General features: G+C 62.3%; 17 protein-coding genes. 5 read left to right on the top strand and 12 right to left on the bottom strand.

Going from position 1 to position 18,737, the window contains the following annotated elements; genetic code table 11:
• The 3 genes from DSC91_RS31830 to DSC91_RS31820 all read right to left on the bottom strand — a co-directional run bounded on the left by DSC91_RS31830 (window position 1) and on the right by DSC91_RS31820 (window position 2,651).
• Window positions 1-687: a C39 family peptidase gene (locus DSC91_RS31830; RefSeq protein WP_115782485.1), complete on the bottom strand. Its 687-nt coding sequence runs from the start codon at window positions 685-687 to the stop codon at window positions 1-3.
• A gap of 3 nt (window positions 688-690) precedes the next feature.
• Entirely contained in the window at window positions 691-1,221 is a 531-nt protein-coding gene (locus tag DSC91_RS38390; protein WP_115782484.1) for a hypothetical protein, read from the bottom strand.
• Between the two features lie 191 nt (window positions 1,222-1,412).
• Entirely contained in the window at window positions 1,413-2,651 is a 1,239-nt protein-coding gene (locus DSC91_RS31820; protein WP_115782483.1) for a hypothetical protein, read from the bottom strand.
• A 1,001-nt stretch (window positions 2,652-3,652) separates the two neighbouring features.
• Between DSC91_RS31820 and DSC91_RS31815 the strand changes: the two genes are divergently transcribed.
• Entirely contained in the window at window positions 3,653-3,835 is a 183-nt protein-coding gene (locus DSC91_RS31815; protein ID WP_063495464.1) for a hypothetical protein, read from the top strand.
• A 114-nt stretch (window positions 3,836-3,949) separates the two neighbouring features.
• Here DSC91_RS31815 and DSC91_RS31810 read toward each other — a convergent pair whose 3' ends face one another.
• Both DSC91_RS31810 and DSC91_RS31805 read right to left on the bottom strand, forming a co-directional pair.
• A complete protein-coding gene (locus tag DSC91_RS31810; protein WP_115782482.1) occupies window positions 3,950-5,317 on the bottom strand; it encodes an APC family permease in 1,368 nt (455 codons plus the stop codon).
• Between the two features lie 178 nt (window positions 5,318-5,495).
• Window positions 5,496-6,332, bottom strand: coding sequence for a carbon-nitrogen hydrolase family protein (locus DSC91_RS31805; RefSeq protein ID WP_115782481.1), 837 nt, complete (start codon window positions 6,330-6,332; stop codon window positions 5,496-5,498).
• 293 nt (window positions 6,333-6,625) lie between these two features.
• Here DSC91_RS31805 and DSC91_RS31800 point away from each other — a divergent pair, with 293 nt between their 5' ends.
• The gene (locus DSC91_RS31800) at window positions 6,626-7,471 is read left to right on the top strand and encodes a helix-turn-helix transcriptional regulator (protein WP_115782480.1); all 846 of its coding nucleotides are present in this window, start codon (window positions 6,626-6,628) and stop codon (window positions 7,469-7,471) included.
• Window positions 7,472-7,532: 61 nt separating this feature from the next.
• Here the strand turns inward: DSC91_RS31800 and DSC91_RS31795 are convergent, their stop codons facing one another.
• The 4 genes from DSC91_RS31795 to DSC91_RS31780 all read right to left on the bottom strand — a co-directional run bounded on the left by DSC91_RS31795 (window position 7,533) and on the right by DSC91_RS31780 (window position 10,706).
• Window positions 7,533-8,267, bottom strand: a complete 735-nt coding sequence (locus DSC91_RS31795) for a DUF899 domain-containing protein (RefSeq protein ID WP_115782479.1) — start codon at window positions 8,265-8,267, stop codon at window positions 7,533-7,535.
• Window positions 8,268-8,318: 51 nt separating this feature from the next.
• Window positions 8,319-8,648 carry an SRPBCC family protein gene (locus tag DSC91_RS31790; RefSeq protein ID WP_229758133.1) on the bottom strand — a complete coding sequence of 110 codons (330 nt, stop codon included), beginning with the start codon at window positions 8,646-8,648 and terminating at the stop codon, window positions 8,319-8,321.
• Window positions 8,649-8,653: 5 nt separating this feature from the next.
• Window positions 8,654-9,193, bottom strand: coding sequence for an ArsR/SmtB family transcription factor (locus tag DSC91_RS31785; protein WP_229758116.1), 540 nt, complete (start codon window positions 9,191-9,193; stop codon window positions 8,654-8,656).
• A gap of 130 nt (window positions 9,194-9,323) precedes the next feature.
• Window positions 9,324-10,706: an NCS2 family permease gene (locus tag DSC91_RS31780; RefSeq protein WP_115782476.1), complete on the bottom strand. Its 1,383-nt coding sequence runs from the start codon at window positions 10,704-10,706 to the stop codon at window positions 9,324-9,326.
• A gap of 516 nt (window positions 10,707-11,222) precedes the next feature.
• Here DSC91_RS31780 and DSC91_RS31775 point away from each other — a divergent pair.
• A complete protein-coding gene (locus DSC91_RS31775; RefSeq protein WP_115782475.1) occupies window positions 11,223-12,194 on the top strand; it encodes a PRC-barrel domain-containing protein in 972 nt (323 codons plus the stop codon).
• Window positions 12,191-13,444, top strand: coding sequence for an MFS transporter (locus DSC91_RS31770; protein WP_115782474.1), 1,254 nt, complete (start codon window positions 12,191-12,193; stop codon window positions 13,442-13,444). Before DSC91_RS31775 ends, DSC91_RS31770 begins: the two co-directional genes overlap by 4 nt.
• 839 nt (window positions 13,445-14,283) lie before the next feature.
• Here the strand turns inward: DSC91_RS31770 and DSC91_RS31765 are convergent.
• Entirely contained in the window at window positions 14,284-15,639 is a 1,356-nt protein-coding gene (locus DSC91_RS31765) for an MFS transporter (protein ID WP_115782473.1), read from the bottom strand.
• A gap of 177 nt (window positions 15,640-15,816) precedes the next feature.
• The gene (locus DSC91_RS31760) at window positions 15,817-16,989 is read right to left on the bottom strand and encodes a M20 aminoacylase family protein (RefSeq protein WP_115782472.1); all 1,173 of its coding nucleotides are present in this window, start codon (window positions 16,987-16,989) and stop codon (window positions 15,817-15,819) included.
• A 118-nt stretch (window positions 16,990-17,107) separates the two neighbouring features.
• Between DSC91_RS31760 and DSC91_RS31755 the strand changes: the two genes are divergently transcribed.
• Window positions 17,108-18,058: a LysR substrate-binding domain-containing protein gene (locus DSC91_RS31755; protein ID WP_115783578.1), complete on the top strand. Its 951-nt coding sequence runs from the start codon at window positions 17,108-17,110 to the stop codon at window positions 18,056-18,058.
• A 159-nt stretch (window positions 18,059-18,217) separates the two neighbouring features.
• Here the strand turns inward: DSC91_RS31755 and DSC91_RS31750 are convergent, their stop codons facing one another.
• Window positions 18,218-18,676 carry a hypothetical protein gene (locus DSC91_RS31750; protein WP_115783577.1) on the bottom strand — a complete coding sequence of 153 codons (459 nt, stop codon included), beginning with the start codon at window positions 18,674-18,676 and terminating at the stop codon, window positions 18,218-18,220.
• Window positions 18,677-18,737 lie beyond the last annotated feature (61 nt).

Raw genomic sequence — 18,737 nt, 5'->3', positions numbered from 1 at the left:
TCAGAATTCACCGGGGCCGAGTTTCGGCACCACCACGCTGAACAGACCTTCGCGAGAAATGCCCGTGTAGAGCGGTGCATCCGGTGCGACATGCCAGTCCCGCAGGTCGTTGAATCTCGCCTGGTCATGCCTGTTGTGAATGACGAACACCACGCGGTCTTTCCACTTTTCCTCGAAACTCTCCTGCGACATGGCCCGCGTGCCGGTAGCCGGATCGCCGACCAGGACGCGCCCATTGCGCACGCCCTTGACGACGACGAAGTGGTGATAGCCGTGCTCGACGATCAGCACGATCGCGGGGGTCTTCGTCTGTTCAAGCTTCGCCAGCGGAGCCTCGTAACCGTCTGCCTCGAAGCCTCGCGCAATCAGATAGTTCCGTATATCGAGCAAGGAGAATCCGAGTCGGCGGATCTTCTCCTGATCGCCGTGCTCGAACATCTCCGTGAAGACCTGCTGCTCGCTCACCGGAGAATCGTACTGATACGTCAGCAGCGTCGCCAATGCCGCCGATCCGCAACTGAAGTCGAACTGCTGCCTGATGGTCCGCTTGAAGCGGGCTTCCTTCAGGCTCGTCACATGCAGTGTGTAGTCGGCGCCAGAGGGATCGCTGACGTCGATCGGATCAGCGATTGCAGCGGACGCCCAAACCCCGCACAAAAGCGCGACGCACACCGCGAAGGGTTTCATCGCTCAATCCCCGAAGCGTACGTTCAGGACCGTCGCGTTCTGGATCAGCACGTTGGCGCCGGTGTTCTGGATGACCGTCGGCAGTCCGCTGGAACTCGCGAACGATCCCTGGGTGATGGCATTCGAGCCCGTCGATACCTTGTAGGCCGTGTTATCCGCGACCGAACCGGTCAGGTTGTTCTGGCCGACCAGTGCGTCGCCGCCTCGCTGTTCGTCGAGCTGCCCTGTATTCATCGCAACCCCGAAGCTCACGCTCTCGCCCGACTGCGCGGCGGCCGTTGGGGGCGTGGCGGTTGCCGATGTTGAAGATGTTACCGATGCCCCGGGAGCCGCGGGCATGGTGAAAGTGGCGGGCACGGCGCCAACCGCGAACGCGGCCGGTGCGGCAGCAGCAACGGGTGCCGCGTCCGTCATGGCGGCCTGTACTGCTGCGGGTGGCGATTGTGGCTCGGCGACAGCCGTCTGAACTGCGAGGCCGGGCAGCGCAACCGCGAAAAGCAACACCAGCCGCGCAAACCGATTTTGCGCTTGCATGGTTGTCTCCTTGGCCTCTGCACGGTCCACACAGCCTATGCAGAAAGCTCGATGCCTGCGATCTTCGCCATACGGTTTGCAACCGTTAGCCGGAGGCCTCGTCCGCATGACGACGGAACGATTGCCGTAAGGCACAACTGCACGCCTTACGGCAATTCGCATGACTTACTTCTTCTGGCTGGTCAAACCGCCTAGTGACCGACGGTCAGGTTAGCCTGCACAGTGACAGCCTGTTGCACCAATGACGCCATACCGCTGTTCTGGTTGGCAATCATGATGCCCGCTGCGGACTGACCTACGCTCGCCATGCTGTTGGACATGTTGAACGTCCCGGCATCGACCGCGTTGGCTCCGCCTGCGCCGCCAGCACCGCCGGTTGCGCCATTGCCCACACCGCCGCTACCGGCGCCGCCCGCGCCACCCGCTGCCCCGAGTGCACCGGCTGCGCCACTGCCTGCTGTTGCGCTGCCGTTGCTAGCCATCGTCGAGGAACTGCCATTGGTGGCGCTGCCACCCGTACCCGTGCCGCCCGCACCGCCAGCACCCGCCGTGCTGGTCGCTGCGCCGCCCGCGCCGCCCGTACCGGAACCTGCACCGCCCGTTGCCGAGCCCGCACCGCCCGAAGCCGTTACAGCGCCTGCCGAACCTGCGCCGCCCGTGCCGGCACCGGCCGCGGTTGCCGTGCCAGAGCCAGAACCAGCAGCGCCTGAACCTCCGGTTGCGGCCCCACCGAGGCCTGCTACAGTACTGGCGCTGCCGCCATTACCGCCGCTACCGGTACCACTAGCCGTACCCGTGCCCGTTCCGGAGCCACCGCCGCCAACGCCAACCGACGCGCCGATCGCACCGCCGCCCTTGGCGCCTGCGATACCGCCAAGCCCGGCTGCGTCGCCGCCTTGAGTGCCGCCTGCGTGCGCGGAGCCGCCCTTGCCGCCGTTGCCACCGTAGCCGTCGCCAGCCGTCGCGCCGCCGTTGCTCGCGTAACCTGCCGAGGCGCTGCCGTTGGTCGCGCTGCCGCCGCTGCCGCCGCTGCCGCCAGCACCGCCGTTGCCGCCATTACCGCCTGCGCCAGTACCGCCATAACCCGCACCGCCCTTGCCGCCGCGACCGCCGTTGGCGTTGCCCCAGTTGGTCGCCTGGTTGCCAATGCCATACACGGAGACGTTGCTCACATAGCCCGACAGATTGCTGACAGCGACCACCTTGGTGGTATTCCAAGAGTCTTGCGTCGCTTGACCGGTTATTTCATTCGCGTTGCTGCCGGTCCCAGTGCTCTGGGTAGCCGTTGCGGATGCATCGAGGGTGTTGGAGCCGCTCTTGCCGGCCGACTGGTCGCAAGCGTCCGTAGTGCCACTACAGGGGTTTGCCATTGCGTATCCGCTGAAGCCCAGGGCCAAGGCTGCGGCGGTCGCCAGTAAAGTTCTTCGCATGAAATCCTCCTGATAGAAGGTAGAGGCGGCTGGGCCAACCGGACCAATCCGCCGCCCCAAGATGCATACGCGATGCCATGCGCGTAACACATTGAAATAAAAGGAGAATTCACCATCCAGGCGGTACTGAAGTTTTTTCTTGGGGTTTTTACCTGCATATTTTGTTTCTTGGATGCAACACCCAAAAGCCGCATCACTCAGGCATAGAGACAATGTGCGTTTGCACAAGCATTTCAATTCAATCTTTTATACGTTTTTCTTAACGTAAAGCTGTAAAAATAAAAAACGTTTCTATTCTGGAATATGCAATTGATGCAGGCGAGCTAACCCGAATGGCGCAGCGTCCCGCGAATCGGCTCCAAACCCTTACCTGTCATACCTTTACAAGATCAAACGCGGCTCCCGAAGGGGGTCGAACCACGACTTTTTGATAAGCTGAAAAACGTATCTTTTTACGTCACACGCCGTCAAAATTACTCAGCCACGACTTCATAAATCTCCTGTTTCAAACAACGCATTGCGCGAAGTATAAATCGTAAAAGATTGATGCGACCGCATTATGCGAACTCCAACCACCCTGCAATTTTCCATATTAATTATCTGCATTACGCGGATACTCTACGACAGTAATATAACTGACTTTTAATCAATCGGCTAAATTAGCCAGGACGGCCAACCAATCGCCGGCGGGCATATCGACCCGAATCGCTTTATTCGAATGCGACTTTGCTGCATCTGCTTCATGGAATCAGTTTGCCTGGCACCCCGTGCGAGTTCGGTTCGTTACGCCACACTGGAGCAGTACGCCGTTTGATCCCAGCCTGGCCAGCCGGGCAGTACGCCGTCACAACGCCGGCTTGCCGATGCTTTGCCGCGCGGCTGAGCCGCGTAATTTGTGTAAGCGCGGTCGTTGCGAATCCGTAAGCTCGACTCGCTAGAATCCGACTCACGTAATGGCGCGATTCGACGATACAGGTCGCGCGTGAGCCCGGATTTGATCGATGAACTTGGCGCTGAACTTCGACTGGCTAACCAACCTGCTAGCGATTATTTTCGTCGTGGCGTGCCTGTACGATTCACGCTACGACGAATACGGCACGTTGACGCTGTCGGCGGCCGCGATGGGCCTCATCGTGATGGCGATCGAACTGTTCCTCAAGCCCGCTTTCGACATGGCATTGTGAGTTCGACGCTGCCCGAGGCAGCGCCATCGGTGCTCACTCGCTCGCGCCTCGTCTCGCCTTGCCGCTAACGAACGACCAGGAGCACGACCACGAGTACAAGCGCGAGCGCCTGCATCAGACCGCGACTTCCGGCGGCGCCTGGCGGAAACCACGCGTGATCCAGCCGAGATAGCACAACCCCAGCACGAACCACACCGCGCCGAGCACCAGTGCGGTTTTCTCCAGGCTCACCAGCAGCCAGATATCCGCAATCGCACCGGCCAGCGGAAACAGCAGGCCGCCGATCACGCCCATCGCATTTGCACTGCCCTTCGCGTTGAAAAACTGGCGGATCACGCACAGATTGACGGCGGTGAACGCGAGAAACGCGCCGAAGTTGATGAACGAGGTCGAGGTCGCCACGTCGAGCTTCAACGCGACCAGACCGATTGCGCCCGCGATCGCGATGTTCAGCGCCGGCGTCTTGAACCTCGGATGCACGAAACCGAAGATGCGCTTAGGCAGGACTTCGTCGCGTCCCATCGCATACAGCAAACGCCCCACGCTTGCCTGCGCCGAGATGCCCGAGGCGAACTGCGCGAGAATCAGGCCGGCCAGAAACACCGTCACGAAGATGTCGCCGCCTACTTTGCGCGCGACTTCGAAGGCGGCCGAGTCCGGATCCTTGAACACCGCACCCGGATGCGCGAGTTGCACCGTGTACGCGGCGATCACGAAGATCGCGCCGCCGATCAGCGCGATCAGCACGATCGCGCGCGGTATGGTCTTTTCGGGTGCGATGGTTTCTTCAGTCAACGTCGACACCGCGTCGAAGCCGAGATACGAATAGGCGGCAATCGCGGCGCCTGCCATCGTTGCCGAGAGCGGCACATGCGGCTTGAAGAACGGCTCAGCCGAAATCAGACCGCCTGGGCCGACCGCCGCGGTCACATAGTGGCAGCACAGCGCGACGAACAACGCGACGATCGCGAGTTGCACGACCATCAGCACGATGTTGAAGCGGTTCGCGAGTTCGATGCCGAGAATATTCAGCACGCTCGTCAACACGATGAACGCGACGATCCAGATCCAGCTCGGAATGTGCGGAAACGCGGCGCTGAGATACGCCGCGCCGATTAGCCAGATCACCATCGGCAGGAAAAAGTAATCGAGCAAGGTAGCCCAGCCGATCATGAAGCCAAGATGCGGATTGAAGCTTCTGCGCGTGTACGTATACGCCGACCCTGCCACTGGGAAAAGCCGTGCGAGCTTGCCGTAACTCAACGCGGTAAACACGATCGCGACCAGGGCGATCAGATACGCGAGCGCGGCAGTGTCGTTACTGGCGCTCGCCAGCACACCGTAGGTTCCGTAGACGATCAGCGGCGCCATATAGGCGAGGCCGAACAGCAAGACCGAAGGCAGGCCGAGTGTGCGCTTCAGATGCGCGCTTTGGGGCGCGGCGGATGCGCCGGCGCGCTCAGTGGGGGATGTTGGGGTCATGCGGTGTCTCCTCTTGCGAATGGGCGAGCCCCACCGGGGGGCGGCGTTGAACGCGCCCCGGCCGGGTTGTGTCGATCAGTCTTGCTGGATGCGCGGATGTCGCGCCGATGATTCTTTGCCTGACGGAATGCGCGCCGGTGCGTAGGCGCGCTTATGCGCGCTGGCACCCGCGCGCACCTTAACGCGTGCGGATCACACGCGCTCGCTGCCCGTGCTCGCCGTCCAGCGTCGCGAGGTCGAGCGCAATGCGCGCGTCATGCAGATAACGATAGTGTTCGCGCGCGCCTTCGAGCAGCGCCGGATCGAGCGTGGCGCGCAGGACTCGCTCTTCGTGGCCCGCATCGTGCACCACGTTGCCGAATGGATCGATCAGCGCCGATTCACCAGGGAACGTGAGATTGTCGTCACCCGACCCGATGCGATTCACGAGCGCCGCGAACATCTGATTCTCCATCGCACGCGCCACGATCGCGCGGCGATGCACCGGCCCGAACGGCTCCATATTGCCGTTCGTCACGATCAGCAGATCGGCGCCGAGCGAGGCAACCGCACGCGCCGTTTCGGGGAATTCAATGTCGTAGCAGATCAGGAGGCCAACGGTCAGACCTTTGAAGCTGCACACTTCATAACGGTCGCCGGGTTCGAATACACCGACGTCCGACGCCCACAGATGGGTCTTGCGATAGCGCAGCGCGATCTCGCCACGTTCGTCGACCAGCACCGTGGTATTGAAAAAGCGGTTGCCGTCACGCTCGGCGAAACCCACCGCCACCGCGACGCGTGCTTCGCGCGCCGCATTGCGTACGGCGGTAAGCGACGGCCCGTCGATCGTTTCGGCCACCTCGCCGATGGTGTCCCGTGTCGGAAAGCCCGACAGCGTGGTCTCCGGAAACACGATCAGATCGGTTCCGGCCGCGCGTTGATCGATGGTTTGCAGCACGCGCTGCACGTTTCTACCACCCACGCCCACCGCGCCGTCCACGATTGGGATCTGTGCCAGTTCGAGTTGAAGCATCTTGTCTCCTGTCGACCAGAGTTAGTGCTTTAGCTGTCGACTAGAGTTGGCGCTTTAGCGCTTACTCTAGTCCCATGCAAAGCCCTTACTCTGGTCCCATGCACTAGCGGTCGACCAGAGTTGGCGCTTTAGCGCTTACTCTGGTCCCATGCAAATTGATTGCTGTCCTTGCCGGTCTGCTTCGCGTTAAATAGCGCCTGTCATCAGGCGCCCGCGTTTCAGGTTGGGCCTATTATTACCAGACATATTTTTGTCCGTAATCACCCGGCTGGGTTACCCTCAACGGAGCACGCATGGAACTGGAATGGCACGATCTGGCCTTTCATCGCGAGATCGGCTCGGTTATCGAAGCACTCGACAGCGCGCAATTCTGGACTCGCCTCACGCGTGCGCTCGAACGCTATGTCGTGTTCGACAACTGGGTCGCCCTGCGCTTCGCACCTGGCGTTGCACCGCTCGTCTGCGCCGAATCGCCCACACCGGACGGAACCGTGGATGCGATGTTCCAGGACTATCTCGCCGCGCTGTATCAACTCGACCCGTTTTACATCGCCGCGACCGGGAAGCCCGCATCGGGCTTCGTCACGTTGGCGGACGTCGCGCCCGACAACTTCTCGATGACCGACTACTACCAGCGGTACTTCAGGAAAAACATCGTCGGCGATGAAGTGCACTTCAACTACATGATCGACGCGAGACATACGCTGGCGTTCTCGCTGGGCGCGACGCAGCGCTATGGCGAGCGCGATCTGGCGGTGCTCGCGCTCTGTGCGCCATGGGTCATCGCGCTGCTGCGGCAGCGCTTGCCCTATGAGGCATTCGACGCGCCGCAAACGGCCTCGAGCGAAACAGCGATGCGAACAGCGACGGACACGGACGCCCCGGCGGACACGCCTGCGTATGCCGCGCGTTTCGAGCAGGTGTCGTCGGTGAGCGGCCGCTCGCCACTCACCGCACGCGAAGTCGAAGTGGCGATGCTGACCTTGAGCGGATTTTCGACGCGCGCCATCGCGGAGAAACTGACCATCTCGTTCGAGACGGTGCGCGCGCACAAGAAGCACATCTATACGAAACTCAACGTCAACTCGCAATCGGAATTGTTCGCGCTGTTTTATGAAGCGGGACGCAAAGGGGCATGACGTCCCGCTGTTTTCCGCGAGCACCCGCTACTGACGCGCACGGACACCACGCACTTCGCCGTCACGAGCCGCACGCGGCGCAACCGCTCGCCTTCTCTTCGTAGCGATCGTGATGCTTGAGCCACTCGCCCATATTCTTCTTCTCGTCGCGGCCTTTCGGCGTGACGTCGAAATGCGCATACGCGCCGAGAAACTGCTCGCCGCCGCGGCCGTAGGTGGAGTACGTGTGATAGACGTCGCCCGCTTCGTCCTTGTAGAACACGCTGTGGCCAGGTAGCTCGTCGATGCCGACATCCTGCTCGGTGAAGTTGTAGAACGCCTTCTTGCTGGCGATCTCCTCCGGCGTGAACGACACGTGATAGTCGAAATTGAAGTCGCTCTCATTCGACGACACCCACGGAAACTTCCAGCCCATCCGTTTCCTGAACGCCTCGATCTTCGCGAGTGGCCCACGCGAGACCGCCACATACGATACGTCGTGATGTTCAAGATGCGTCAGGATGCCGTCCATATGATCCGAGACGAACGAGCAGCCGAAACAGCCTTCTTCCCAATCCGGGCCCAGCATGAAGTGATAGACGATCAACTGGCTACGGCCGTCGAACAGATCCGGGAGTGTCTTGCGGCCCTGCGGCGTGTCGAATACATAGGTCTTGTCGACCTTCACCCAGGGCAGCGCCCGGCGTTTGCGGGCGAGTTCATCGCCGGCGCGTGTGTACGCTTTCTCTTCGATCAATAGCGCCTTGCTGGCGGCCAGCCATTCTTCCCGGGTGCCGATACGGTGTTGCGGGTCCATGTGTACCTCCTTCTCTGCGTCTACAGGTTCGATAGAGCAAAATCAGGGAATTCAGGCGAGGTAGCGTTCCAGCGCATCGAGGCCGTGGCCCCAGCCGGACTGATGCAGGTCACGCATTTCTTCGTCGATGAACTGTTCATGGGTGAGCGTCAGCAACGTGCCGTTACCGTCCGCGCGCAACAGCACCGTGACGAGCGATTCCTGCTCCGGGTTCGAACGCCATGTCCAGGTGAACACCAGTTTGGCGTCGGGCACCACGTCCCGATACTGACCGTAGATTTCGAGCTGCTGGCCGTCCGGCTTGCGAAACCCGACGGCGAAGCGCCCGTCGACGCGCGCGTCCACTTCCGCGCGGATCACCTCGGCGCCGGTCGGATGCATCCATTTCACGAATTGCGCCGCTTCCGTCCAGGCGCGAAAGACTTTGGCGGGCGCGGCGTTGAATCGGCGCTGGAGGGTAAGGCAGGGTTTGGCGGACATGGGGGTTCCTCTTCGACGAAAGCGGCAAGACGATCGAGTGATTCGGACCAGAAGCGCTGATAGCGGGTGAGCCACTCCATGGCTTCCTCCATCGGTCCGGCGGACAGGCGGCACGCCACCGTGCGGCCGGTTTTGCTGCGCGTGATGAGACCGGCCTCGGACAACACGTCGAGGTGCTTCATCACCGCGGGCAACGACATCGCAAACGGCTCGGCGAGCTCGCTGACCGACAGATCGTTCAGTTTGGACAGACGCGCGAGCAACGCACGCCGCGTGGGATCGGACAGCGCGGCGAAGGTGCGATCGAGCAGCATTTCATTAAACTTAACCATGAGGTTAAGTATAGAAACACGCATGAGGATGTCAAGGACAGGTGCGCGCTTTTCTCGAAGCGCGCAGGCAGAGGACGACGCGAAAGGGACACTGAAAAAAGATACGCGGCGCATCGCAGATCGAACCCTGCAACACGCCGCGTCAAGGTGGAGAACAACCGACTACACAGTCGAGCGAAGCGGCAGAGAAAAACCGCCCCACTCTCGCGTCACAACACGTCGCGCAAAACGCAATGCGGGAGGATCAGATCGCCCAACCGCCGAGATAGAAGCCGACCAGCACGACAGCGATGACAACCGTGCCCACGTTCAGCTTGCGATACTCGCCGCTCACCACTCGGCCGATCACCAGCGTCGCGAAGCCGAGCATGATGCCCGTCACGATGTTCGCGGTCAGCACGATGAACACGGCGCACATTAGGCCCGACATTGCGTCGACCATGTCGTCCATGTGCAGCTTGCTCACGTTCGAGAGCATCAGCAGACCGACGTACATCAGCGCCGGTGCCGTTGCATACGAGGGCACCAGGCTGGCCAATGGCGAGAAGAACATCACCACCAGGAACAGCAGGCCGACGACCGCTGCGGCCATCCCCGTCTTCGCACCGGCGGCAACGCCGACCGTCGATTCGATATACGCAGCCGCCGGTGCGCCACCGAGCAGGCCCGAGAAAATCGAGCTCAGCGAATCCGCCGTCAACGCGCGGCCGCCGTTGATGATGCGGCCGTTTGCGTCGAGCTGACCGGCTTGTCCGGCGACTGCGCGAATCGTGCCGGTTGCGTCGAACACGGCCGTCATCACGAGTGCCAGCACGCTGGGCAGAACCGCCATCGACAACGCGCCCTTGATGTCCATCGCGCCGATCAGCGAAGCGTGACCCGGTGCGCTCAAAGACGGCAGAGCGAACACGCCGTGATAGGCCACCGCCGGATCGATCGCGAGCGAAATCGCCGAGATCGCGATGATCACGATCAGGATCGAACCCGGCACGCGACGGCGCACCAGACCGAAGATCGCAGCCAGCCCCGCCACCGACATGATCGCCGGCAACGCCGTGATATTGCCGAGCGACACCGGCAGGCCGGCGCCCGGATTCTTGACGACCAGACCCACGTCGTTCGCGGCGATCAGCAGCAGGAACAGGCCGATGCCGATGCCCGTACCGTGCGCGATGCCGGTCGGCAGATTGCGCAGGATCCACGAACGCACGCCCGTCACCGAGATCGCGGTGAAGACGACCCCCATCAGGAACACCGCGCCGAGCGCGACGTTCGGATGCAGACCTTTACCGAGCACGAGGCCGAAGGCGGTGAATGCCGTCAGCGAGATCGCGCAGCCGATCGCGATCGGCAGACGCGCCCACACGCCCATCAGCAGCGAGCCGAACGCAGTGGTCAGGCACACGGCAACGAACACCGCGCTGGTGTCGAAGCCCGCTCTGCCGAACATGCCCGGCACGACGAATACGGAATAGACCATCGCGAGGAAGGTCGTGATGCCCGCGACAATTTCCGTACGCTGCGAACTGCCGCGTGAAGATATTTCGAAGTAGCGGTCGAGAAAGCCCTTTCCGTCGAATGATTCGGCGCCGACTTCAGAAATCGGTTGGGCGTGGGGTTCCATCATGATGAGTGCCTCCTTTATCAGCGTGCTGAAACGGCCCTATTCCGGCCGCCATCAGGTTCGTCTCGTTGCGTTGATCTAATGTGGTGTGGCAAGGTTTGAACGTCGGCTTGCAATGCGTCCGGACAACCCGCCTTCCGTTCTTCTTTTGCTGTCTCGAAATGTAGGGCAACACAAATATATCTCCCATCGCATGGATGGCATGCTCGACATGTCGCGATGCTTATATCGTTTAAGGGACGGCAAACCGCACAGGTCCTCCACGTGTTTACACCTACGGTTTGTCATGAAGGTGTGAAAGGGTATTGAGGGGTTCGGCGCGCAAAAACGGGCGTGGATCGCGGCCGGAAGCGCGCAACGCGGCATGAATCGTGCGCCGGCGACACCTGTCGGAAAGCCTGCAAAAGCGGGCCGCCCCCGCGCCGCGGGTTACACTCTGGCCCTTACCTGACGCAACTGAGTGTCTTAACGGCGGCGGTCCACAGCGCCCGTCCGCACCGGTCCATGGAGTCCTTCTTGATGAGCGGCGGTTTTTCGCGTCCTGCCTGGCGTCTTCTGATTCTTGCTGTGTTCGCGCTGTTCGCGCTGTCCGGTTGCAGCCTGCTGTGGGGCCCGCAGCAGGCGCCGATTGTCGATGCCACGGTGATGCCGGTCGAACCCGCGAGCGCGCCCGTAGCCGCCTCCGCGCCGGAACCCGCCGAGACTGAGGCGGCCGAGCCCGAACAGCCGAAGAAGCCAAAGAAACCGGTCGTCAAGCCGCGCAAGGTCGAACCTCCGCCGCCGGTCGTCACGCCCGCGCCGCCGCCGCCCGCCCCCCCGCCGCTGATCGTGTTGCGCACGATCGAGCGCAGCGAGGCGCGCGCCCTGCTCGATAGCGAAGTGCAGAAGTCCGACGGCAAAGTGGTGGGCCGCGCGGTCGATCTGATTGCCGATGCGAGCGGCAAGCCGCGCGAAATGGTCGTCAATCTGCAGGGTTTCCTCGGCGTCGGCGACCGCAAGGTCAATTTCCCGTGGAACGCGTTCCGCTTCACGCCGACCGCCAAGACCGCGCCGATCACGCTCAACGCGACGGCCGCGCCGACGCCCGCGGCGAAATCCACCGCTGTGCAATTGCCGCTGATCGACGCCGATGTCGAGCGTTCGAACGGCGCCAAGGTCGGCCGCGTGATCGACGTGCTGATCGACGCCAACGCGCAGCCGCAGGCGGTTGTGCTCGACGTCAACGGCATGGTCAGCACCGAGCGGCGCACGATCGCCGCCAACTGGTCGGCGCTGCGTTTCGTCGCGAAAGACAAGGCGCTGCATCCGCTGATCGATCTGAGCGATGCGCAGATCAACGCGACGCCGCCGTACGCCAGCGACAAGCCGATCCGCGCGGTGTCGCCGGCGCCGCCGCCCGCTCCCGCACCTGCACCGGTTCCTGCCGCCGCTGCGGCTTCCGCCGCGCCGGCTACCGTCACAGCGGCGTCCAACGCACGGGCGGCCCGATGACAGGCCGCACTTTAGTCACCGCACGCAGCCTGCGGGCACTCGACTGGCTGAATTTTTTCGTCGCCAACGTGCAGACGGGTTTCGGGCCGTTCATTGCGTCGTACCTCGCCTCGCACAAGTGGACCCAGGGCGAGATCGGCATGGCGCTGTCCGTCGGCACGATCAGTGCGATGGTGAGCCAGGTGCCGGGCGGCGCGGCCGTGGATGCGCTGCGCAACAAGAAAGGCGCGGCCGCATGGGCGATCTTCGCGATCATCTTCAGTGCGGTGCTGCTGGCCGCGAGCCCGACCGTGCTGCCGGTGATAGCCGCCGAGGTGTTTCACGGCTTTGCCAGCTGCATGCTGACGCCGGCGTTGGCCGCGATTTCGTTTGCCCTCGTGGGACGCGCGAATCTGGGCGACCGGCTGGGGCGCAATGCGCGCTGGGCGTCGATCGGCAGCGCCGTCGCGGCCGGGCTGATGGGGCTGTTCGGCGAATACTATTCGCCCCGCGCGGTGTTCTGGCTGACTGCCGCGCTGGCCATCCCCGCGCTGTTTGCACTGACGATGATTCAGCGCACCGACACCGTCGAACTCCCGAAAGCCGGGCCGACACCGGAACAGATCGAACGGCGCGAGAGTTTGCGCGAGTTGTTGCGTGACAAGCGGATGCTGCTGTTTGCTGCGTGTATCGTGCTGTTCCACCTGTCGAATGCGGCGATGCTGAATCTCGCCGCTGGCGAAGTGACGGCCGGCATGGGCGACAACGTGCAGCTCGTGATTGCCGCGTGCATCATCGTGCCGCAGGCGATCGTCGCGATGATGTCGCCATGGGTTGGGCGCTCTGCCGAGCGGTGGGGACGCAGGCCGATTTTGCTGCTTGGTTTTTCGGCGCTGCCGATACGGGCGTTGTTGTTTGCCGGGATCAGCAGCCCTTATTTGCTGGTGCCGGTGCAGGTGCTGGACGGCCTGAGCGCCGCCGTGTTCGGCGTGATGCTGCCGTTGATTGCCGCCGATGTCGCCGGCGGGAAGGGGCGATATAACCTTTGTATTGGGTTATTTGGGTTGGCGGCCGGGATTGGGGCTACTTTGAGCACGACGGCTGCCGGGTTCGTGGCGGATCATTTTGGCAATGCCGTGAGTTTCTTTGGGCTTGCCGCTGCGGGCGCGCTCGCTGTTTTGCTGGTGTGGGCCGCGATGCCCGAGACGCGGGATGCAGGGGATGCGGATGAGGCTGCGCCTTTGGCTGATGGGAAGTCGGCTGTCAGGTGAGCTTTGGGGTTTTGCCTTTGCGGCGCTTGTTGTTTGTTTGCCTGCGGCAGTGGGCTTTCTTTGAGCTGTTTGCCTGCGCGGTGCTTGTTTCTGTGTGCTTACGGTGTTGGCCTTTCCTTGAATTGCTAGTGGTCCATTAGCGTTCGCCCCTGTGCGGGGCAGGCACCTACTTTCTTTGCCGCCGCAAAGAAAGTAGGCAAAGAAAGCGGCTCACACCGCCAATGCTAAGTGGGCACCGCAGCTCGCACACGGTAGTGGTGCATCTGGAATCCGTGCCCTCGCACCTTCACGCGCCAGTGACAAAGGACTCATCAGCTCCCACTCCGCACTGCGTGCGTCGCGGACGGGTCTGCATGGGAAACCAGTGGCTTCGTTTGAGTTCGGTGGGAGCCATCGGCTTCGCCTCGGCGACGCGCCAAAGCGATAGAGGCGAAATGCCAGGCCACTGCGCCGAAGGAGGCGTGAGCCCTAAAACGCAGCGATCGGTTTTCGGAAGTACGCTTCGGCGCGCGCAGCGCCGCCGGAAGTATGACGCCCTTGTCACTAGCCTATGCAGGGGCACGAACACAGATTCCAGATGCACCACTACCCGTTGCAAACCACGGTGCCCACTTAGCAAGATCGGTGTGAGCCGCTTTCTTTGCCTACTTTCTTTGCGGCGGCAAAGAAAGTAGGTGCCTGCCCCGCACAGGGGCGAACGCTAATAGACCACTAGCAATTCAAGGAAAGGCAACACCGCAGGCAGACTGACAAGAAGCACAAAACAGGCAAACAATTCAAAGAAAGCCCAACACCGTAAACACACAGAAACAGGCGCCGAGCAGGCAAAAAACCCAACCTTAATCAATACTCTTCCCAGCAGTCTCCCGCATAAACGGCAACGGCAACAACGACACCACCCCACATCCAATCAAATACCACGCCGGCGCCAAATTACTCCCCGAAATCTGAATCAGCCAGGTAGCAAAAAACTGCGCAAACCCACCAAAAATAGAGACCCCTAAACAATAAACAATCGACATCCCGGTAGCGCGAATCTCGCGCGGAAACATCTCGGGCAACATGACGATATTAGGCACCGCGGTAAACGCGACAAAGACAGCCAGCACAGCGACGACAGACAACAAAACAAGCACCGTGGGCGTTGCATTGATAATCATGAAAGCCGGATACACGGCAACAATCAGCAACACACGAGAGATCCACAAAACACGCTTACGTCCCACGCGATCGGATAACGCGCCCGCAAACGGCGAGCAGATCACCGTCACCACCGCGGCAGTCCACGCGGCCCACAGCGCCGACGACATCGGCAAATGCAAAATCCGAATTGCGTAGGTGGACAGATAAAACAGCACGATGTAGTTCGCCGCGGTGCCGCCAATGGTCGTCAACACACCCGTCGTAATCACACGCGAATGCTCGCGAAACAACTTGCGAACCGGCTGTGCATCAGGTGCCTGCGCCGCCGAAACGGTACCGTCCTCGACGCCCGGCAACGTTTCGTCCAGATGCCGCCGGATGTAAATACCAATCGGCCCCATCGCCATGCCGATCACAAACGGCACACGCCAGCCCCAGCTCTCCAGCGCGGCAGTGGACAACGCCGCTGCCAGCGCAACACCCAGCAGCGAGCCACATACGGTGTTCAACCCCTGACTCACGAATTGCCAGCTTCCATAGAATCCACGCGTCTTGTCGCTGCCATATTCAAGCAGCAAGGAGGTCGACGCGCCGACCTCGCCGCCCAGCGCGAAGCCCTGAATCAATCGCGCAAGGATCACCAGTAACGGCGCGGCGATGCCGATCGCCGCGTAGGTCGGCGCGAACGCGATGATCGCCGAGCCGAGCGTCATCAACCACAGCGTCAGACTCATCGCGGCCTTGCGTCCGGCGCGATCGGCATACGCGCCGAGCACAATGCCGCCCACCGGTCGCATGATGAAACCCACGCCGAAGGTGCCGACCGCCAGCATCAGTTGCGCAAGCTGCCCTTCCACCGGGAAATACAGCTTGCCGATGATCGTCGCGAAGAAACTGTAGATCGTGAAATCGAAAAACTCGAGGCCGTTGCCAAGGGTGATCGCCGCAATCGCTTTGGCGTGGCCTGTGCGTTTGGCGGGCTGCAGGGCCGACGCGTCAGCGAGATTCAGCGCGTCGGTGCCTGCTGGTTGCGGTGTAGCGGAATAGTCCATCTGTGTCTCCATGGTGTCCTTCCTGCCGATGCGCGGTCTGCGGCTCTGCGGCTCGCGGCCCTGTGCGCCCGATAGCAATGGGCGGTCTGACGGGCTCCAGCGCAGCCTTGATGCCCCGCTGGCCCTCGTGCCCCTCGAAGCGTGGCACGGCCCCGGTTCAAGCCGATGCCACCTGCTTCAGACGAGGAACGTCTGCGCGAGCCGCACCCAGTAGGCCGCGCCTGTCGCGAGGCAGTCGTCGTTGAAGTCGTAGCCCGGGTTGTGGACCATGCAACCGCCCTCGCCGTCGCCATTGCCGATGATCAGGTAGCTGCCCGGGCAACGCTCCAGCAGGAACGCGAAGTCTTCACTGCCGGTCAACGGTTGCATGTCGGCGATCAAACCGTCTTCGCCGAGCCAGTCGAGCGCGACCTGCCGTGCGAGACTGGTCATCTGCGCATCGTTGACGAGCACCGGATAACGCCGTTGATAGTCCACATGCGCCCGCGCGCCGAACACCGCCGCCTGCCCGCACGCGACCGCCGTAATGCGCTCCTGCAAATAGTTGCGAACCTCGGGCTTCAGCGCGCGCACGGACAGGCGCATCTCCGCGGTTTCAGGAATCACGTTCGGCGCTTCGCCGGCGTGAATCGCGCCGACGGTGATGATCGCCATGTCGAGCGGCGCAATGTTGCGCGACACGATCGACTGCAGGGCCAGCACGATCTGCGCGCACACCACCACGGGATCGACCGCCTTGTGCGGCACCGCGCCATGACCGCCGCGGCCGGTCACCTTGATGATCACCGTATCGGACGACGCCATGAACGAGCCCGGCAGGAAGCCGAACTTACCCGTCGGAAAACCCGGCATGTTATGCATCGCAAAGACCGCGTCGCACGGAAACTTGTCGAACAGGCCGTCTTCGAGCATTTTCTTCGCGCCGGCCTGACCTTCTTCAGCCGGCTGGAAAATCAGGTTCAACGTGCCGTCGAACGCTTTCTCCTGCGCCAGATGCTTGGCGGCCGCCAGCAGCATTGCCGTGTGGCCGTCGTGGCCGCATGCGTGCATCTTGCCGGGCACCGTGCTCGCATAAGGCAGGCCGGTCGTCTCGTGGATCGGCAGTGCGTCCATGTCGGCGCGCAGGCCGAGTTTGCGTGTGCCGCCGCCCACTTTCAGTTGCCCTACAACGCCGGTCTGACCCAGCCCGCGATGCACGGTGTAGCCCCACTCCTGCAAGCGCTCGGCGACCAGGTCGCCGGTGGCGAACTCTTCGTAAGCCAGTTCGGGCTGCGCGTGGATACGGCGGCGCAGCGCGATCATTTCGTCTTCGAGTTCGGCGATGCCCGCCGGGATGGCCATGGTGTTCACGATGTCGTCTCCGTCTATGAAAGCGTGAACCCAGCATAACCACGCCGATTTTCCAGCGGCAGGCGTAGAATCGTTGCGGCGGCAACCAATGGTTGCCACGTATCTACGGGTTTTCCAGATGAAACTGCATCAACTCAGCACCTTAGCGGCCATCGCGGATACCGGCAGTATCCGGGCCGCCGCCCGTTCACTCGACCTTTCGCCGGCCGCCGTGACCAAGGCGATGCGCGAACTGGAGGCCGATCTGCACGCGCCGCTACTGGTGCGGGGCGCGAGCGGCGTCGCGTTCACGGAGTTCGGCCGCGCGCTGGTCGTGCATGCTCGGCTGGTGCTTGGCCAGTTGCAGCGCGCGGAAGCGGAGATCGAGGCGATGCGCGGCGCGGCGGCCGGCAAACTGTCGATCGGTGTCACGCCGTGGGTGGCGCTGACTTTTCTGCCGCCCACGGTGCAGCGGTTCCGGCAGCGCATGCCGGAAGTCCAATTGGAATTCTTCGAAGGTCTGTTGGCGGTCGTGCAACCGCGCTTGCGCGACGGCAGCCTCGATTTCTCGATTGGCCGCCCCCCGCCTGCTTCCCCGCAATCGGAGTTTCACAACGTACCGCTGTTTTCGACGCATTCGGCGGTGGTCGCGCGCCGCGATCATCCCAAGGCGGGTTGCCGCACGCTGCTCGAGCTGGAAGACGCCGAGTGGGTGTTGAACTGGGACCCGGCGAGCCGCGAGTCGATCTCGGACAACCTGTTCCGCAAGCGCGGCATGAGGGTGCCGCACACGATCCATCTCGCGCATTCGCTCGCGGTCGTGCTCGGCCTGCTCGCGCGGACGGACATGCTCAGCATTTTTCCGTGGCCGCTCGTCGAGGTGAGTATCGCAAAGGAGAATCTGTGGGCGCTGCCCTTGCGCGAGACGGTGGATGAAACCATCGTCAGCATCACGTCACGCCGCGGCGCGCCGACGAGTCCGGCGGCCACGTGCTTTCTGGCGTGTTTGCGTGAAGTCGTCGACGAAGGCGCGCGCTCGCAAGACCCCGAACTGCGCCGCCTGTTTCATTCGATCGAACTGTTGCTGTAGCGACGTGAGCGAGTGGCGCATGCGGGCGGCAGTGCGTCGCTCGATCCGTTCCGTTAGCGGCGCTCCCGCCCTCGCCCACAAGAATCCGTACGTGCTGTGTAGTGTCGATGCATTCGAACGGATGTTGCCACGTCGCCTCGCGACCTGAAGACAGGCTCGTTACTGGCTGGACAGATGCTGGTTCAGAAACGGCACGAAGCCGTTTTGCGTCGGACCGATCTGCTTCACGCAATCGTCGTAGTCGGAGCCCTCCGCGCGATCCGGGCCATACATGCCGCGGCACTGCGCATACAGCGTGATCGTCGCCCCGCCGCCCTTGGCCACGCGTGTGGCCGAATAGACCGCATGCCCCGAGCGGCCCGGTACGTCGGTCTCGATCGCTACCGCGTCCGCGCGAACGATCGACGTGTAGGAATGCGCCGCCACGTAGTCCTTGGTGAGCGACCAGGCTTTGTCGCACTGCGTCTGATCCGCGCATCCGACAGCGGCGTTACGCTGCGCGGCATCGAGCAGGTTCTCGGAGCGGGTGAAGTCGCGCGCCTGCGCCTCCTCTTTTTCAGCAGACGCACAGGCGCTCAGGGCAAGCGCGGCAAGCACAATGGCGATAGTCGTTTTCACAGGTTCAAGATCCGATGGCGAATTCCGGCAAAGATTATAGACGCCCGCAAACGGCGCTCGC

Source organism: Paraburkholderia caffeinilytica, assembly GCF_003368325.1.
GTDB lineage: Bacteria > Pseudomonadota > Gammaproteobacteria > Burkholderiales > Burkholderiaceae > Paraburkholderia > Paraburkholderia caffeinilytica.
The sequence above is the reverse complement of the archived record's forward strand: the minus strand, read 5'-3'. Positions and strand labels throughout refer to the sequence as shown.

Excerpts from the sequence above, each read along its gene's own strand:
- DSC91_RS31755 (WP_115783578.1), top strand. The coding sequence starts at position 17,108 with ATGAAACTGCATCAACTCAGCACCTTAGCGGCCATCGCGGATACCGGC.
- DSC91_RS31800 (WP_115782480.1), top strand. The coding sequence starts at position 6,626 with ATGGAACTGGAATGGCACGATCTGGCCTTTCATCGCGAGATCGGCTCG.
- DSC91_RS31815 (WP_063495464.1), top strand. The coding sequence starts at position 3,653 with ATGAACTTGGCGCTGAACTTCGACTGGCTAACCAACCTGCTAGCGATT.
- DSC91_RS38390 (WP_115782484.1), bottom strand. The coding sequence starts at position 1,221 with ATGCAAGCGCAAAATCGGTTTGCGCGGCTGGTGTTGCTTTTCGCGGTT.
- DSC91_RS31830 (WP_115782485.1), bottom strand. The coding sequence starts at position 687 with ATGAAACCCTTCGCGGTGTGCGTCGCGCTTTTGTGCGGGGTTTGGGCG.
- DSC91_RS31785 (WP_229758116.1), bottom strand. The coding sequence starts at position 9,193 with ATGCGCCGCGTATCTTTTTTCAGTGTCCCTTTCGCGTCGTCCTCTGCC.
- DSC91_RS31780 (WP_115782476.1), bottom strand. The coding sequence starts at position 10,706 with ATGATGGAACCCCACGCCCAACCGATTTCTGAAGTCGGCGCCGAATCA.
- DSC91_RS31790 (WP_229758133.1), bottom strand. The coding sequence starts at position 8,648 with ATGCATCCGACCGGCGCCGAGGTGATCCGCGCGGAAGTGGACGCGCGC.
- DSC91_RS31770 (WP_115782474.1), top strand. The coding sequence starts at position 12,191 with ATGACAGGCCGCACTTTAGTCACCGCACGCAGCCTGCGGGCACTCGAC.
- DSC91_RS31820 (WP_115782483.1), bottom strand. The coding sequence starts at position 2,651 with ATGCGAAGAACTTTACTGGCGACCGCCGCAGCCTTGGCCCTGGGCTTC.
- DSC91_RS31810 (WP_115782482.1), bottom strand. The coding sequence starts at position 5,317 with ATGACCCCAACATCCCCCACTGAGCGCGCCGGCGCATCCGCCGCGCCC.
- DSC91_RS31765 (WP_115782473.1), bottom strand. The coding sequence starts at position 15,639 with ATGGACTATTCCGCTACACCGCAACCAGCAGGCACCGACGCGCTGAAT.
- DSC91_RS31805 (WP_115782481.1), bottom strand. The coding sequence starts at position 6,332 with ATGCTTCAACTCGAACTGGCACAGATCCCAATCGTGGACGGCGCGGTG.
- DSC91_RS31775 (WP_115782475.1), top strand. The coding sequence starts at position 11,223 with ATGAGCGGCGGTTTTTCGCGTCCTGCCTGGCGTCTTCTGATTCTTGCT.
- DSC91_RS31795 (WP_115782479.1), bottom strand. The coding sequence starts at position 8,267 with ATGGACCCGCAACACCGTATCGGCACCCGGGAAGAATGGCTGGCCGCC.